This is a genomic window from Acinetobacter sp. YH12070 (genome assembly GCF_013419625.1).
GTDB classification, from domain to species: Bacteria; Pseudomonadota; Gammaproteobacteria; order Pseudomonadales; family Moraxellaceae; genus Acinetobacter; species Acinetobacter amyesii.
The window spans coordinates 76,960-91,351 of sequence record NZ_VOZT01000003.1 but is presented as its reverse complement, the minus strand read 5'-3'; the positions used below and the strand labels follow the sequence as shown (position 1 = coordinate 91,351).

The 14,392-nt window shown below is 38.2% G+C and carries 16 protein-coding genes and 1 tRNA gene; 7 read left to right on the top strand and 10 right to left on the bottom strand.

Going from position 1 to position 14,392, the window contains the following annotated elements:
• Positions 1-30: 30 nt before the first annotated feature.
• Together FTU17_RS01860 and FTU17_RS01855 are read left to right on the top strand one after the other, a co-directional pair.
• Positions 31-543, top strand: a complete 513-nt coding sequence (locus FTU17_RS01860) for a hypothetical protein (protein ID WP_180134576.1) — start codon at positions 31-33, stop codon at positions 541-543.
• A gap of 375 nt (positions 544-918) precedes the next feature.
• The gene (locus FTU17_RS01855) at positions 919-2,544 is read left to right on the top strand and encodes an NAD+ synthase (RefSeq protein ID WP_180055816.1); all 1,626 of its coding nucleotides are present in this window, start codon (positions 919-921) and stop codon (positions 2,542-2,544) included.
• A gap of 264 nt (positions 2,545-2,808) precedes the next feature.
• Here FTU17_RS01855 and FTU17_RS01850 read toward each other — a convergent pair.
• Positions 2,809-2,885 (bottom strand) — tRNA-Met (locus FTU17_RS01850).
• Between the two features lie 167 nt (positions 2,886-3,052).
• On the opposite strand from FTU17_RS01850, the gene FTU17_RS01845 reads away from it, so the two are divergent.
• Both FTU17_RS01845 and FTU17_RS01840 read left to right on the top strand, forming a co-directional pair.
• Positions 3,053-3,469, top strand: coding sequence for a hypothetical protein (locus tag FTU17_RS01845; protein WP_218954629.1), 417 nt, complete (start codon positions 3,053-3,055; stop codon positions 3,467-3,469).
• A 294-nt stretch (positions 3,470-3,763) separates the two neighbouring features.
• Positions 3,764-4,204, top strand: a complete 441-nt coding sequence (locus tag FTU17_RS01840) for a universal stress protein (protein ID WP_180041863.1) — start codon at positions 3,764-3,766, stop codon at positions 4,202-4,204.
• Positions 4,205-4,313: 109 nt separating this feature from the next.
• Here the strand turns inward: FTU17_RS01840 and FTU17_RS01835 are convergent, their stop codons facing one another.
• From FTU17_RS01835 to FTU17_RS01810, 6 genes are all read right to left on the bottom strand, one after another.
• On the bottom strand, positions 4,314-4,631 hold the full coding sequence (locus tag FTU17_RS01835; RefSeq protein WP_180011029.1) for an MGMT family protein: 318 nt from the start codon (positions 4,629-4,631) through the stop codon (positions 4,314-4,316).
• A gap of 71 nt (positions 4,632-4,702) precedes the next feature.
• The gene (locus FTU17_RS01830) at positions 4,703-5,062 is read right to left on the bottom strand and encodes a type I secretion C-terminal target domain-containing protein (RefSeq protein WP_257250053.1); all 360 of its coding nucleotides are present in this window, start codon (positions 5,060-5,062) and stop codon (positions 4,703-4,705) included.
• Between the two features lie 30 nt (positions 5,063-5,092).
• On the bottom strand, positions 5,093-5,314 hold the full coding sequence (locus FTU17_RS01825; RefSeq protein WP_078193005.1) for an Ig-like domain-containing protein: 222 nt from the start codon (positions 5,312-5,314) through the stop codon (positions 5,093-5,095).
• Between the two features lie 27 nt (positions 5,315-5,341).
• Positions 5,342-5,539 carry a hypothetical protein gene (locus FTU17_RS01820; RefSeq protein ID WP_180035355.1) on the bottom strand — a complete coding sequence of 66 codons (198 nt, stop codon included), beginning with the start codon at positions 5,537-5,539 and terminating at the stop codon, positions 5,342-5,344.
• Complete coding sequence (locus FTU17_RS17715; RefSeq protein WP_373684046.1) at positions 5,514-5,696, bottom strand: BapA prefix-like domain-containing protein; 183 nt, start codon at positions 5,694-5,696, stop codon at positions 5,514-5,516. The genes FTU17_RS01820 and FTU17_RS17715 overlap by 26 nt, the downstream gene beginning before the upstream one ends.
• 395 nt (positions 5,697-6,091) lie before the next feature.
• Positions 6,092-7,591 carry a sodium:proton antiporter gene (locus tag FTU17_RS01810; RefSeq protein ID WP_078189922.1) on the bottom strand — a complete coding sequence of 500 codons (1,500 nt, stop codon included), beginning with the start codon at positions 7,589-7,591 and terminating at the stop codon, positions 6,092-6,094.
• A 219-nt stretch (positions 7,592-7,810) separates the two neighbouring features.
• Between FTU17_RS01810 and FTU17_RS01805 the strand changes: the two genes are divergently transcribed.
• Positions 7,811-8,368: a hypothetical protein gene (locus tag FTU17_RS01805; protein ID WP_180134574.1), complete on the top strand. Its 558-nt coding sequence runs from the start codon at positions 7,811-7,813 to the stop codon at positions 8,366-8,368.
• A gap of 57 nt (positions 8,369-8,425) precedes the next feature.
• Here the strand turns inward: FTU17_RS01805 and FTU17_RS01800 are convergent, their stop codons facing one another.
• Positions 8,426-9,331, bottom strand: a complete 906-nt coding sequence (locus FTU17_RS01800) for a neutral zinc metallopeptidase (RefSeq protein WP_180024102.1) — start codon at positions 9,329-9,331, stop codon at positions 8,426-8,428.
• Positions 9,332-9,377: 46 nt separating this feature from the next.
• Positions 9,378-10,304 (bottom strand): DUF808 domain-containing protein, encoded by a 927-nt coding sequence (locus tag FTU17_RS01795; RefSeq protein ID WP_180007458.1) that lies wholly within the window; start codon positions 10,302-10,304, stop codon positions 9,378-9,380.
• Between the two features lie 202 nt (positions 10,305-10,506).
• Between FTU17_RS01795 and trpS the strand changes: the two genes are divergently transcribed.
• Positions 10,507-11,520: a tryptophan--tRNA ligase gene (gene trpS, locus FTU17_RS01790; RefSeq protein ID WP_168379231.1), complete on the top strand. Its 1,014-nt coding sequence runs from the start codon at positions 10,507-10,509 to the stop codon at positions 11,518-11,520.
• A 356-nt stretch (positions 11,521-11,876) separates the two neighbouring features.
• Here the strand turns inward: trpS and lysS are convergent, their stop codons facing one another.
• The gene (lysS, locus tag FTU17_RS01785) at positions 11,877-13,403 is read right to left on the bottom strand and encodes a lysine--tRNA ligase (RefSeq protein WP_078193012.1); all 1,527 of its coding nucleotides are present in this window, start codon (positions 13,401-13,403) and stop codon (positions 11,877-11,879) included.
• 461 nt (positions 13,404-13,864) lie between these two features.
• Between lysS and FTU17_RS01780 the strand changes: the two genes are divergently transcribed.
• Entirely contained in the window at positions 13,865-14,371 is a 507-nt protein-coding gene (locus tag FTU17_RS01780) for a YqiA/YcfP family alpha/beta fold hydrolase (RefSeq protein ID WP_078189929.1), read from the top strand.
• The last annotated feature ends 21 nt before the right edge of the window (positions 14,372-14,392 follow it).

The window sequence follows — 14,392 nt, the reverse complement described above, 5'->3', positions numbered from 1 at the left end:
ATCCCTTTAGAGATTTAGACACCTTTCATCATGTTGCCCTTTTTTCACACACTCATTCGACTATTAAAACTTGAAGGTTTTAAATATCGATCCCTCACGGCAGGTGAAATATCCATGTGTCGCAGTGTGTTTGGTGATTTGATTCAATATGAGCAAGTGAAAGTGATGAATCACCCTTTTTTGCCTTGGCAATCGGCACATGTGATCATGGCGCCTCAGGGGTATATTCATGCACGAAATTTACTGTTTAAAGCGGACTATGCCAAAGCGTCTTTAGGATATCGTGCCCTGTTTATTCATGAGATGGCCCATGTTTATCAATACCAGCAGCAGATCAATGTTTTGGGTCGGGGTGCTATTTTACAGATGGCGTATTTCTTCAGTTTAAAAAAATATAACCCTTACCGCTATACCCTCAAACCACACAAAGCATTTTTTGACTACAACATTGAGCAACAAGGCGACATTGCTCGTGACATCTATTTAAAGCGAATTAAAAATATTATTTTATATCCAGAACTTGTTCATCAAATTGAGCTATAAAGCGTCCATGCTCTGTAGCGAATATTTTTAGATAAAATTGAATATCGCCTGATCATTCTATTTCACACTATTGCTCGACCATTGACGCTATTTTAAGTACAAAAAAACAGCATTAATATTTACTTTATGGCACATAAGCTCAGCTAGGCTTTTAAAAGCTATGAATACCTCTAGTATCTCGCTTAAATTCAGATAAAATAGGCTCACCTTATTTTTTTGCTTTGCATCAAAACAAGTGAATTATCATACGATGATGGTGTTTTGTTTTCGCCTTTCGGCAGTATTTTTCGTATCTAAATACACTCGCTGAATAATCACAATAATACAAATCAGTGTGTTAAGTGTATTCACCTATAGGAATAGGATTTAGTTGGAATGAATAGTTTTAAAATTGCACTTGCTCAGTTCTCTCCGCATATTGGTAATCTAGAATCAAACGCAGCAAAAATGCTTCAACAAGCCAATGCTGCAAAAGAACAGAATGCAGATATTATTGTTTTTCCGGAACTTTCTACAGTTGGTTATCCTGCTGAAGATTTATTATTACGTCCAAGTTTAAATAAACGTACACAGCAAGCTTTTGAACAATTAGCAAGCATTAAGGACATCGTTTTAGTCTTTGGTTTTGTAAATCAAACTGAAGATGGTCAGCGCTATAACTCTGCTGCTGTCATGAAAAATGGTCAAGTTCTCGGGATTTACAATAAACAAAATCTTCCAAACTATAGCGTTTTTGATGAAAAACGTTATTTCAGTGAGGGTCATCAACACCTTGTCTTTGAATATTTAGGTCATAAGTTTGGTGTGTTGATTTGCGAAGATGTTTGGGCATTACCAACTGTTCAACAGCTTGCTCAGTTAAATGTTGAAACCGCTTTGGTTTTAAATGCTTCACCTTATGAAGTTGGTAAACCACAGCATCGCATTGAAACCATGGCTGCATTGACCAAACAATTGAACATCAATTTGGTTTACTGTAACCAAGTGGGCGGTCAAGATGACCTTGTCTTTGATGGCACAAGCTTTGTGATGAACAATTCAGGTGAAGTTGCATTGCAAGCACCGAGTTTTGTTGAAGATCTATATATCGCAGAATACGATGCTGAACAAAAAGCCTTTAAAACAGGTGCAATCACGCCTGTATTAAATACCATGGCTGAAATCTACCAAAGCCTTGTGATCGCAACACGTGACTACGTACAACGTTCAGGCTTCCCAGGTGTGATTTTAGGTCTATCTGGTGGTATTGACTCAGCATTAACTTTAGCGATTGCTGCCGATGCGATTGGCGCAGATAAAGTTCAAGCGGTCATGATGCCATATACTTATACTGCACAAATCAGTGTTGAAGATGCGGCTGAACAAGCCAAGAATATGGGCGTAACTTTTGGTATTGCCGAAATCAATCCAATTGTGAATGGCTTTATGCAAACCTTGTTCCCATTCTTTGGCAATGCACCGACAGATGCAACTGAAGAAAACCTACAAGCGCGTTCTCGCGGTACATTGTTAATGGCCTTATCGAATAAGTTCGGCAATTTAGTCCTTTCTACAGGGAACAAGTCTGAATTATCTGTTGGCTACTGTACATTGTACGGTGACATGGTCGGTGGCTTTGCGGTTCTTAAAGACGTCTATAAAACGATTGTATTTGAACTAGCAAAATACCGTAACAGCATTTCAGAAACACCAGTGATCCCTGAACGTGTGATTACTCGCCCACCTTCTGCGGAACTTCGTCCAGATCAGAAAGACCAAGACTCTCTACCTGAATACGAAGTATTGGATGCCATCTTATATGCCTATATCGAAGAAGACATGAGCCAAGATGACATCATTGCCAAAGGTTTTGATGCTGAAGTGGTGAAAAAAGTCATCCGTTTGGTTGATCTAAACGAATACAAACGTCGCCAAGGCGCGATTGGCCCACGTATCAGCTCACGTGCATTTAGCCGTGAACGTCGCTATCCGATCGTGAATGGTTGGAAACCGGGTATCTAATTACTTGATTCAAATCAAAAAAGCCCAGTTATAGAACTGGGCTTTTTTATAGGCGCAAAATACGCAGCAGTAAAAATAAAAAATAATTGAGAAGTATATTTCAAAAGTCAGGTCATAAAATAATGCAGTTAAAGATTTGAGTTCTCTTTTTTCTACATAAACATCGTAAATAGATCATTTTATTAGTGCTGTAATTATTTCAATCTATTTGACTTTTTCAAGGCACAAAAAAAGAGACCAAGCTGAGAGCTTGGTCTATAAAAATGGTGGCTATGACGAGACTTGAACTTGTGACCCCCGCATTATGAGTGCGGTGCTCTAACCAACTGAGCTACATAGCCGTAAACTGTGGTGGCATTATCTAGATTTCATACATTATCGTCAAGCATTTTTGTTTGCAATTGTTCAGAGTTTAAACAAGCAAAGTTCAAGATGTTACTATTTAAGCAAATCATGCTATTTTTAGCCCTAATTACTATATTTTTTGATTAAAAATTAGAGTTTTATCATGCAATTCAATTCGATAAAAAAAATCTGTCTGACCCTTAGCCTAACCGTTATGACACTGACGGGCTGCCAAATCGTCTCCCCAATTTTTGTTGACTATAATGGTGTACGACGTGATGTGGCGACTTGGATTAATAAACAGCCTTTATTGAGCATGCAACAAAAGCGCAGCATGGCTCAACTTAGCCGAGCACAGCAACCAATCATTCGACTCGACTTCAATGATCAGGAGAAATTAGTCAGTGTTGCTCGCGCCAATGAAGCTGCAATGTATTGTGCCAATCAGTATTTATCAGCTCGACAGATTCAACGCCTACAGAAACAGATCTTTCCTGAAGATACTTTGCATAAATTAAGCTTGCTTGAGCAACAAGCGTTGCATATTACCCTGACAGAGCAAGAGAAACAGTGTGATTAAAACCATGTCCGCTGTTAAATGAAATTATCAAAGCTCAATTTTTTCTGCACCAAATTGTCTTACAATCTAGACATAGCTGCTTACATTATTGAGCATTTTTGCTATCGCTAAGCGTGTTGAAAACAAGTCCATATTTTTGCAATATTTTTATTGCGAATTTCACAATATCCTTATGAATTTACTTGGTTTTATTCCCAAATAAAAAAGCGTATGATGAAACTATGATCAATGTAAATAGCGCTTTTTTTCAGGTTTTTCCATCCAAATTCAATTGATCAGATAAGGAGAAATAAGATGGCTTTAAATAATATTTTAGTTCCAGTGGACGGTTCAGAAACTTCTTATGCTGCGGTGGCTAAAGCTGTCGAGTTTGCAAAAACTTTTGGCAGTAAAATTACTGTGGTTCAAGTACTGACGCTCGATCCATATATTGCTGCAGAGTATATTTCAGCAGCACAAACCAATGATTTAATTGAACGTGCTCGTGCATCGATTTTAAATACACTTGAAGAAGCAAAAGCGAAATTTTCAACTGAAGGTGTCACTGTTGAAACTCGCCTACTTGAAGGTCAAGTGGTGCATACAGAACTGGTTAAAGCTGCAGAAGAAACACATGCGGACTTGATTATCATTGGTTCACATGGCCGTACAGGGATCAAAAAATTCTTCTTGGGCAGCGTAGCTCAAAGCATACTGGGTGCTTCAGACATTCCTGTTTTGGTTGTACGCAAATAAGCCATTAGATTTATAGCGTGAAATAAAAAGCCTTCTGATCCTAGAGGGCTTTTTATTGACTACTTCATCAATTATAAAATTATAATTCTATGTTTAAGGCAAGGATTTTTTAGGGTAACCATTGATATTGTTTCAATGAGATGCGTCCATTCACCACAAAGACATTTTCAGCTGCCAATTTCAATTGCTGGATATTTTCACCTTTTTCATTGCAACGCTGCGTGCTGATTTTTCCCTGAGCATTCACCACCCGATGCCATGGGATCGTTGATGTTGTATCTAGATGCTTTAGTACATAGCCAACCAGTCGTGCATGTTTCGGTAAACCCGCTAATTTGGCAATTTGTCCGTAAGTGGCAATCTTCGCCTGCGGTATCAATTGAATGACCGACAAAATTTGCGTTGCCAACTCATCACTCTGCTTCATCTGATCTCCTTTGAGCCGCATAAAAAAGAGAATCCGAAGGTTCTCTTTGATTAATACTTAATTTTGACAGATTAGTACAGTAATTGGTTGTGATCGATTAGATCTTGTAAAGTCACATCGGTATTTTTCAAAGTGAGTAATTCAACTTTATCACCAAATTTAGATCCTGTTCCATCACGATCAATGCTGATCACAGTGTTGCCCTTGCCATCAGATTTAACCGAAACAAACTGATCAATATTCGACTGATTGACATTTTGACCTTGTAACAAAGCTTTGATATTCACTTTATCGCCTACAGACGAATTAAAGTCATTCCAAGTATCATGTCCATTACCGCCCGTTGCATCGGCTTGATCCAATACTTTATAAATAACCGTATCAATGCCCGCTTTGGTGTTGAATTGATCATTGCCTACTTTATCTATCACAGTGACTTCAATGGTTTCACCCTTGGTTAATTAATTTTTAAATTCAACATCAAAATTCCCTGATAAATCCACTGTGCCTGCGCCAATGACTTTGCCATCTTGATCTTTTACTTCTACCGTTGTACCCGGCTCACCTTCACCTGTGACGTGCTCACCATCATCGGTGATCACCACATCTTTAGACGCGTCAGGTTTAGTCGTATCCTTAGAACCACCAGAATAATCAGATTCACCAACAATAGCTGCACCCAATAAACCAGCACCATCTGCTCCCGCAATTCAGGGTAAAATTACATCCGTCAATGAATCGTTATAAAGCAGCAGTTTAATTTCTTCTAAAAGTTGATACTGAATAACATCCGCAATATCACCATTGGCTGTTGTAAATTTTGCCCAATACCATGTACCGTCTTCACCCTCAAATACCAAACTATTGTCTGGTGTCGCCTCACTAAAATAGTTTTGTACAGTAATCACTTCCCCATTTTTTTAAGGTGATTATTACGTCAGCACCATTCTTTGTAATTGAAGTAACATCCTCTTTCCGGATTTTGAGTACGATGACAGAATTTTTGATAAGCCCAACTTGATTGGATTCAACTCGATACAAAACTTTATGACTTTCTTTAGAAATGACAGAAATTTACGACATAGGTAAAACCTCATTTATTTACATTAGGGCCGTTTTTATGTTTTTTTGGTTTTGTAATGAGTTATTGGTGATTAATAATTTCTTTAATTACAAATCATTAAAACCAATTTTTTTAATTGTGTGCGTTATATCATGCTTTGTGTATTTTTTTGCATAATTGTTTGAATATTTTAATATTTTTATCAATACATTTAGATTTTAGATCCATCTTTATGCAAGTAATAACAAACACTTATTTATGTGATGTAAGTCACAATAACACCAATGAATGACCAGTCATAATTTCTCCCCATTTTGATGTACCATGATGAAACATAACTATAAATAATACAAGGAAATGCTCAAGCATTTCCTTTTTTAAGTCAAACAAAACAGTTTTAGAAGTTTTCAGGGTTCTCCAAACGACGAACTTCTTGCACTTTTTCTGGGTTATGTACCGCAGCTACACCATCATCCGCTTTGGTATCTATTAACGCTTCAGGGTTATAAACCGTAATGGTTTCATTACCATGGATATCTTCGCCCACAATATATTGGAAGCCCTTTTTATTCATTTTATGGCACATTCTTTGGTACCAACCTTTGAAGCCTTTGGTTTCTTCATTCGGATTGTAATAAAAAGCATTCATCACAGCAGGTAAACCTAAGCCACACACGAGGCCCGACATTAATACTGCGATAAATGTATATCCAATCAAAATACTACTGTATTCACTAAGTTCAGGAATATTGGCAACCGCAAGGATTAGGGCCAATGAAATACCGCCACGAACCCCACCCCACGATAAAATCGCAAGACTACCGTTATAGCTTTTTTTGCGGAAACTCGGGAAAAATGCGAAGGATAAATAGTTTGCTGCAAAGCGCGATGCATGCAAAATAATAAACGCCACCATACCGCCTAAAATCAAACTGATACTTAAATCTAAGATAAATAACTCAAGACCGATCAGGGTAAATAAGAAGGAATTGATGATCCCTTCCACGGTATGCCAGAAATGATTGACTTCCCGAATTTCACGATCTTGAAGGATTTCTTTCCATTTATTCCCAACAATCAAACCACCAATAACGCATGCAATTGGTGCTGATGCATGTGCGAATAAAGCGACTAGATAAGAACCACTTGCCAACAATGCAGTGGTTAAAATCAAGGATTCCATCTCATGTTTACCACGGAGTAAACGTAATATTCCTAAACCAAATGCCCAACCAATGATGACTGCGACAACAATTTCATATAATAGCGTTTCAAGCGTACCAATGACGGTAAAATGTTCACCTTGCAAGACATTGAGTAAGGTCATAAACACGGCAATACACATGGCATCATTAAAGAGCGATTCGCCTTCTAATTTCACCATCAAATGATGTGGCGCACGCACCGAACTTAGTACACCTTTAACCCCAATCGGGTCGGTCGCACCTAAAGCAGCACCTAATAACAACAACACCAATAAATCAACATGATGACCAATTAAGAACTGATAACCATACAGAGCAACACCAAAGAACACCGCACAAAGCACCAAGGCTATACTGGCCAAAATACTGATTGGTTTCCAATGCAAACGTAAATCTGAAACTTTAAATTTCAAGGCAGAAGAGGTCAAAATAAAACAAATCACGCCATTAATTAAAAAGTCATAAAAGTCGATATGGCGAACGGCCTCTTCGATATTGTGCAAATTAATCGTCACAAATTGATTGCCATTGAGCAGGCTTGCACCCCATTGCAAAATAAAGACAAAAATTGCAGAAACAATGGGAACACCTATGGCTTGTGGAAAGCCCAAGATACGTTTATTAAAAATCGTGGTTGCAATCGAAAGTGCAAAAATAACGGTAAAAACCTGTAGAAAAAAATAATTTCCCATTTTGTTCCCAATTTTGGTGCTGTGTCGCCTACAGAGTGAGATATAGGTATTTTGAAAATAAATACTAAATTATTTAGTATTTGAAAATAAAATATTCTAACGAATTTTATCTAAATTCCGTGTATCAATTCAGTTTTTTTCACATCTTTTATCAAGATCATTTAACATAGCAAACCTGCATAGATTTTATGCATTTTCATCATCTACATGATTTCTCCTATGCATCAGACTATTAAAACTGTTTTTCGACTTTTTTTTGCTGCGGTGATCTTTATCATTACTGCGGCCCTGATCCTCACTTGCTATAGCAAGACACAGGAAATTTTACGTGCTAAGCACTATTTTAGTCAGGCAAAAACCATCTCACTCGATTCAACGCCCAAAGAACAATTGGTTTTGGTCTCCAATAATGAATCACCCGATCGTGCGATATTTATCATGCTGGCGAATAATGGTTATCTTACCAAACTGAATTGTGAAAACTATACACAAGATATTTGTCTCGATGAATTTAATCAGCAACACACCCGACAAATTCAACACCTCGATTTACTCAAAATTGGACAATTTCAATATATCCAAAATGTGAGTTTCACCAATAGCCGCACTGGACAAAAACAACAATTACGCTATAGCGATGCCCAATTAAAACAGTTCTATCAAAACGATATTTCAGGCCTTAAATATACTGTTTTTGGCGTGGCTTTATTCGCATTTGCCGCATTGTATGTCAGCTATCGTATTGTTCGAAACTTTAAATCATTTCTTAATAAATAAGTTTCAATCTATTTTTCAATGAAAAAAAGAGGATGTTTGCATCCTCCTTTTTTTGTTTTAAATGGCTTGGTTAAAGGTATCACAGCTATTGATATTGCCTGATTTCAACCCTGTCTGGAACCATTTCATACGTTGCTCACTGGTTCCGTGCGTGAAGCTATCTGGGACCACTTGCCCAGTTGCACTTTTCTGTAAATAGTCATCACCAATCTTATGTGCAGCGTCCATCGCTTCTTCTACATCACCCTGCTCTAAAAATTGGGTACGCTGTTGATTATGATGCGCCCAAATACCCGCAAAGCAGTCTGCTTGTAGTTCTTGCATGACCGAATAACGATTACCTTCAGCTTTAGACGCTTGCGCACGCGCCTGCTGAACTTGCTCAGAAATACCTAAAATCGTTTGGATATGATGTCCAACTTCATGGGCAACCACATAGGCTTGCGCAAAATCACCCGCCTGATCTTGACGACTCAATTCAGTTTGATTTTGTTCACCCGTAATGCCCATTTGCGTACGCATATCTTTAAAGAATGCAGTATCAATATAGACCTTTTGATCTGCTGGGCAATAAAACGGCCCCATTGCAGCTTGTGCTGTACCACAACCTGAATTGACCACACCATTAAACATGACCAATTTAGGCGGCTTATACTGGGCATTTAACTGTTCTTGGAAGACTTTAGTCCATGTATCTTCCGTATCGGCCAAAACCGTTCCAACAAAATCCATCGCTTCTTGTTGTTCAGGTGTTGGATTATCCAGACCTTTGACTTCAGCCGTTTGACCCTGTGAAGTCACTTGTTTGGTCGCCTGATAAGCTTGCTGCGGATCTACACCAAAAAACTTCCACGCAACAAATGCCACAACCAAACCGAGAATACTGATCCCACCCGCTTTTGCACCGCCACCACCGCGACGGTCTTCTACGTTTGAACTAACTCTTCGACCTTTCCAGCGCATAGTGATCTTCCTTATATAAAATAGTTGATATCCGTGCGTTTACAGATTAATCCTTTTGCGACTTTGGCCATACTTTTTGAACTAAAGATACGACGCACAGCACGATTAAACCTGCAATAAAACCTGTCACTAAATTGATTAAAGTCGGTGTTAATGCACCCACAATACTGCCAACTGTAGGAATATGTTCTGCATAATCTACAGAGCCTTCTATAAAATGGTGTAGCAAAGGCACACCATGGGTAATGATGCCACCACCCACTAAAAACATGGCAATCGTACCTACAATGGTTAATGTCTTCATCAACTTAGGTGCAAATGCTAACAAACCTTGTCCAACGGTCTTTTTAAATTGTGATGCTTGTTGCGTGAGATAAAGTCCTAAGTCATCAATTTTGACAATCATCGCGACAAAACCATAAACACCAACGGTCATTATAATTGCAATCACCGAAAGCACCATGACCTTAGTCCCAAATGCCGCAGTTGCAACCGTACCCAATGAAATCACCACAATTTCAGCAGATAAAATAAAATCGGTCCGGATGGCACCTTTGACTTTTTCTTTTTCAAAAGTCACCAAATCCGTTTCAATATGGGTCATCTCTTCACGAGCAACTTCTTCTGTTTTGGCTTTTTTATGATGCAAACTATGCAGGACTTTTTCCACACCCTCATAGCACAAAAACAAACCACCAATCATCAAAAGCGGTGTAATCAGCCAAGGTGCAACCACACTGATCAATAAAGCAGCCGGAACCAAAATTAATTTATTAACAAAAGAACCTTTGGCGACAGACCAAACGACAGGAAGTTCACGATCGGAACGGACACCACTGACTTGTTGTGCATTCAGTGCTAAATCATCTCCAAGGACACCCGCTGTTTTTTTGGCTGCCATCTTACTCATCACAGCAACGTCATCCAACACAGTTGCAATATCATCAAGTAAGATTAATAAGCTACTCGCCATTATTTTTATCCTTTAGGCATTTTTTAATATTCTAATTCTATTTAACGCTAAAATTGTATTTAGTTTTTTAATAATTAACAAAATATTCACCCATTTTTCAGTCAATTGTGCTGTGTCAGTAACAATCAAAAATAGAATGCCGTACAATGGGGACATTCTTTGAAAATCAGCCGTAGCTTTGACTACCACTTTGGAACAGATAATGAGTACTCAAGATAATCGTCCAGTGATTTTGACTGGCGACCGTCCGACTGGACAATTACATTTAGGTCATTTTGTAGGTTCTTTACGTTCACGTGTAGGTTTACAAGATTCGCATCATCAACATCTCCTTTTAGCTGATGCTCAAGCCTTAACTGATAATGCCGATAACTTCGAAAAAGTTCGTCGCAATATTATTGAAGTCGCAACCGATTATCTTGCTGTAGGAATTGACCCAACCAAAACCACGATTTGCGTTCAATCATGCTTACCAGCATTGAATGAATTGACCATGTTGTATTTGAACTTTGTGACGGTTTCTCGCTTAGAGCGTAATCCAACCATCAAATCTGAGATTCAAATGCGTGGATTTGAGCGTGATATTCCTGCAGGTTTCTTATGCTATCCAGTAGCTCAAGCTGCCGATATTACAGCGTTTAAAGCATCTGTCGTTCCAGTGGGCGAAGACCAAATTCCAATGATTGAACAAACCAACGAAATTGTTCGTCGTTTAAACCGTCAAATTGGTCGTGACGTACTTCCTGAATGTAAAGCTTTACTCTCTAATGTAGGCCGCTTACCAGGTTTTGATGGTAAAGCAAAAATGTCTAAATCTTTGGGCAATACCATTGTGCTTGACGCGACTGATAAAGATATCAAGAAAGCTGTTAATGCAATGTATACCGATCCAAATCATTTACGTATTGAAGATCCAGGTCAAGTGGAAGGTAACGTCGTATTTACTTACCTCGATGCATTCGATCCTGATAAAGAAGCTGTTGCAGAGCTGAAAGAACACTATCGTCGTGGTGGCCTAGGCGATGGTACTGTGAAAAAGCGTCTTGAAGGCGTGCTAAAAGAGCTGATCGGCCCGATCCGTGAACGCCGTTTAGAATTGCAAAAAGATCCTGACTACATCATGGATATTTTAAAAACCGGTACCGATAAATGCCGTGATATTACCCAACAAACGTTAGATGAAATTAAATCTGGACTGGGTGTTTTCCACTTCTAAATTTAAAAAATTCTATAAAATTAAGCCTTTCCAATGTGAAAGGCTTTTTTATAGGCACTTTTTGTGAAGGTATTCACAAAATCTCCTTAGTTTTAACGTTAGGTAACATCACTTAACGTGAACACCAATGAAATGACTGACCGTTCACTCTATTATCTATTTATGTTTTAGGAATACCTAAATTCATAACATTTCTCCTTTACCGAACCTGTGAAAACAGATTCGTTGTTATACGCAATGAACACCCCAATCATTGCGTATTTTTTTGTCTGAAAATTGGCTAAGAAGAATTAAATATCCTCTATTGAAACAATAAAAAACCCGCAGTAAGCGGGTTTTTTATTTCAAAAACTAAATTAGTTTTTATGACGCATATGTGGGAACAAGATCACTTCACGGATACTTGCAGCATTCGCAAACAACATCACCAAACGGTCAATACCGATACCCTCACCCGCTGTCGGAGGTAAGCCGTATTCCAATGCTTCAATAAAGTCTGCATCGTAATGCATTGCTTCATCGTCACCCGCATCTTTTTCAGCAACTTGGGCTTGGAAACGTTCAGCTTGGTCAATCGGATCATTTAACTCTGAGAAACCATTTGCCAACTCACGACCACCGATGAAGAATTCAAAACGGTCCGTAATATGTGGATTTTCATCATTACGACGTGCCAATGGTGAAGTTTCCGCTGGGTATTCTGTGATGAATGTCGGTTGACGAAGTTCTGTTTCAACAGTTTCTTCAAATACGATGGTTTGAAGTTTGCCTAAACCAAAACCAGGTTTTACTTGCTCTTTCAGTTCATTTTTAACGAAGTTTGCAAGGAACTCACGATCAGATACATTTTCAGCAGTGAACGTTGGGTTGTGTTCAAGAATCGCATCAAACATCGAAATTTTCTTGAATGGACCTTTGAAACTATACACTTCATCACCATAAGGCACATCAGTCGAACCTAAGATGTCGATGGCCAATTTTTCAAGCATATTTTCTGTCAAAGCCATCAGGTCTTTGTAGTCTGCATATGCTTGGTAGAATTCAATCATGGTGAATTCTGGATTATGACGTGTTGATACACCCTCGTTACGGAAGTTACGGTTAATTTCGAACACGCGCTCAAAACCACCAACGACCAAACGTTTTAAATAAAGCTCAGGCGCAATACGTAAAAATAAAGGCATATCTAATGCGTTGTGGTGAGTTTCGAATGGACGCGCAGATGCACCACCCGGAATCACATGCATCATTGGTGTTTCAACTTCCATGAAACGCTCATTGCTCAAATATGAACGAATACCTGACACCACTTTTGCACGAATTTCAAAAGTTTTACGTGTTTCTTCGTTCATGATGAGGTCTAAATAACGCTTACGGTATTTAACTTCAGTATCAGTCAAACCATGGAATTTGTCTGGAAGTGGACGGAGTGATTTGGTTAAAAGCTCAAAATGTTCAATATGAACATAAAGGTCACCTTTACCAGAACGACCAATATAACCTTCAATGGCAATAATATCGCCCAAATCGAGTGCTTTAATTGTTGCAAGAACATCAGCATCCAACTCTTTACGTGGTACATAAAGCTGGATACGACCAGTCATATCTTGGATTACGATGAATGAACCACGGTTCAACATCACACGACCAGCAACTTTTACATAAACCTTTTCGCCTGCTTCAATTTCTTCTTTTGATTTTTCAGCGAATTGATCTTGTAGGTCTTGTGCATAGTGTTCACGCTTAAATGTGTTAGGCCACGGGCTAACACCTGTTTCCTTGGCGTGCTCTTTGATGTGCTCTAACTTGGCATGACGCTGTGCAATTAAATCGTTTTCGGAAATGGCTTGTTCAGAAGTCGATTGAGCGTTATGTTGCGTCATCTCTGTCTCAAATAGTTAAAAAACGGAAGTTGCATAGCATAGCAGATTTCCTTTGAATTGAGCAGTAAGCAATGCGCGCATTTTTTTAATAAGTAGAAATTTATCGAAGTAAGATGTTTTAATCGTTATACCTTCAGGTAGACATAAAACATACCTTGCAAATATGCAGTAGATAAAAATTAAATACTCAAGCTCGAAAACCTACATTTTAACGATATCAAATGAGAACTAAAAGCTTTAAAAAATACTTATAACTATCAATACATTAAAATAAATATTAATAACTTAATTCAACCTTTTAATCTATTTTCTTTAAGACTAAAGTCTTTTAAATGCCTACAAATTAGACCAAAAGCTAAATTCTCTTTTTGACAATTCTCTCTACAATGAAGTCATAAAATTGTTGAAAAATAAAATATTCAACACATCCAAAATGTCTGAAAACAGTGTGTAGAAAAACAATGACTTCCTGCTTATCGAAAATTCTGTTTTTACATGGATTGGATTCTTCCCGTGAATCCACTAAATTCCATGCCATCGATGCAAAACAAAAATTCTGCATTGAAGTGGACTATCGCAACTTAAATTTTCAAACTGTTGCTGACTTTTACCACGAGAGTATTGAAACCATTAAGCCTGATATCATCGTCGGTCATAGTCTCGGGGCATATTGGGCTTTGAAAATGTCGCTGTTTCATCGCATTCCGTGTGTAATTGCCAACCCGAGTCTGCATCCAGACTTTCGCGACGACTACCCTGCAATCAATGAAATGGATTTGGATCACGATATTCCACAAATTGCCTATATCGAACGTGGTGATGAAATCTTGGATATGTATGAAGCAGAACAACAACTCGAAGATTATATGCAAGTTCAAGTGATGGATGGCGGACACCATCGTCTACAATGCCCTGAAAATATCAATGATTTAATCCAACATCTCGAATTAAACTACTTAAAAAAATAAATCATATTAATCATAAGTAGC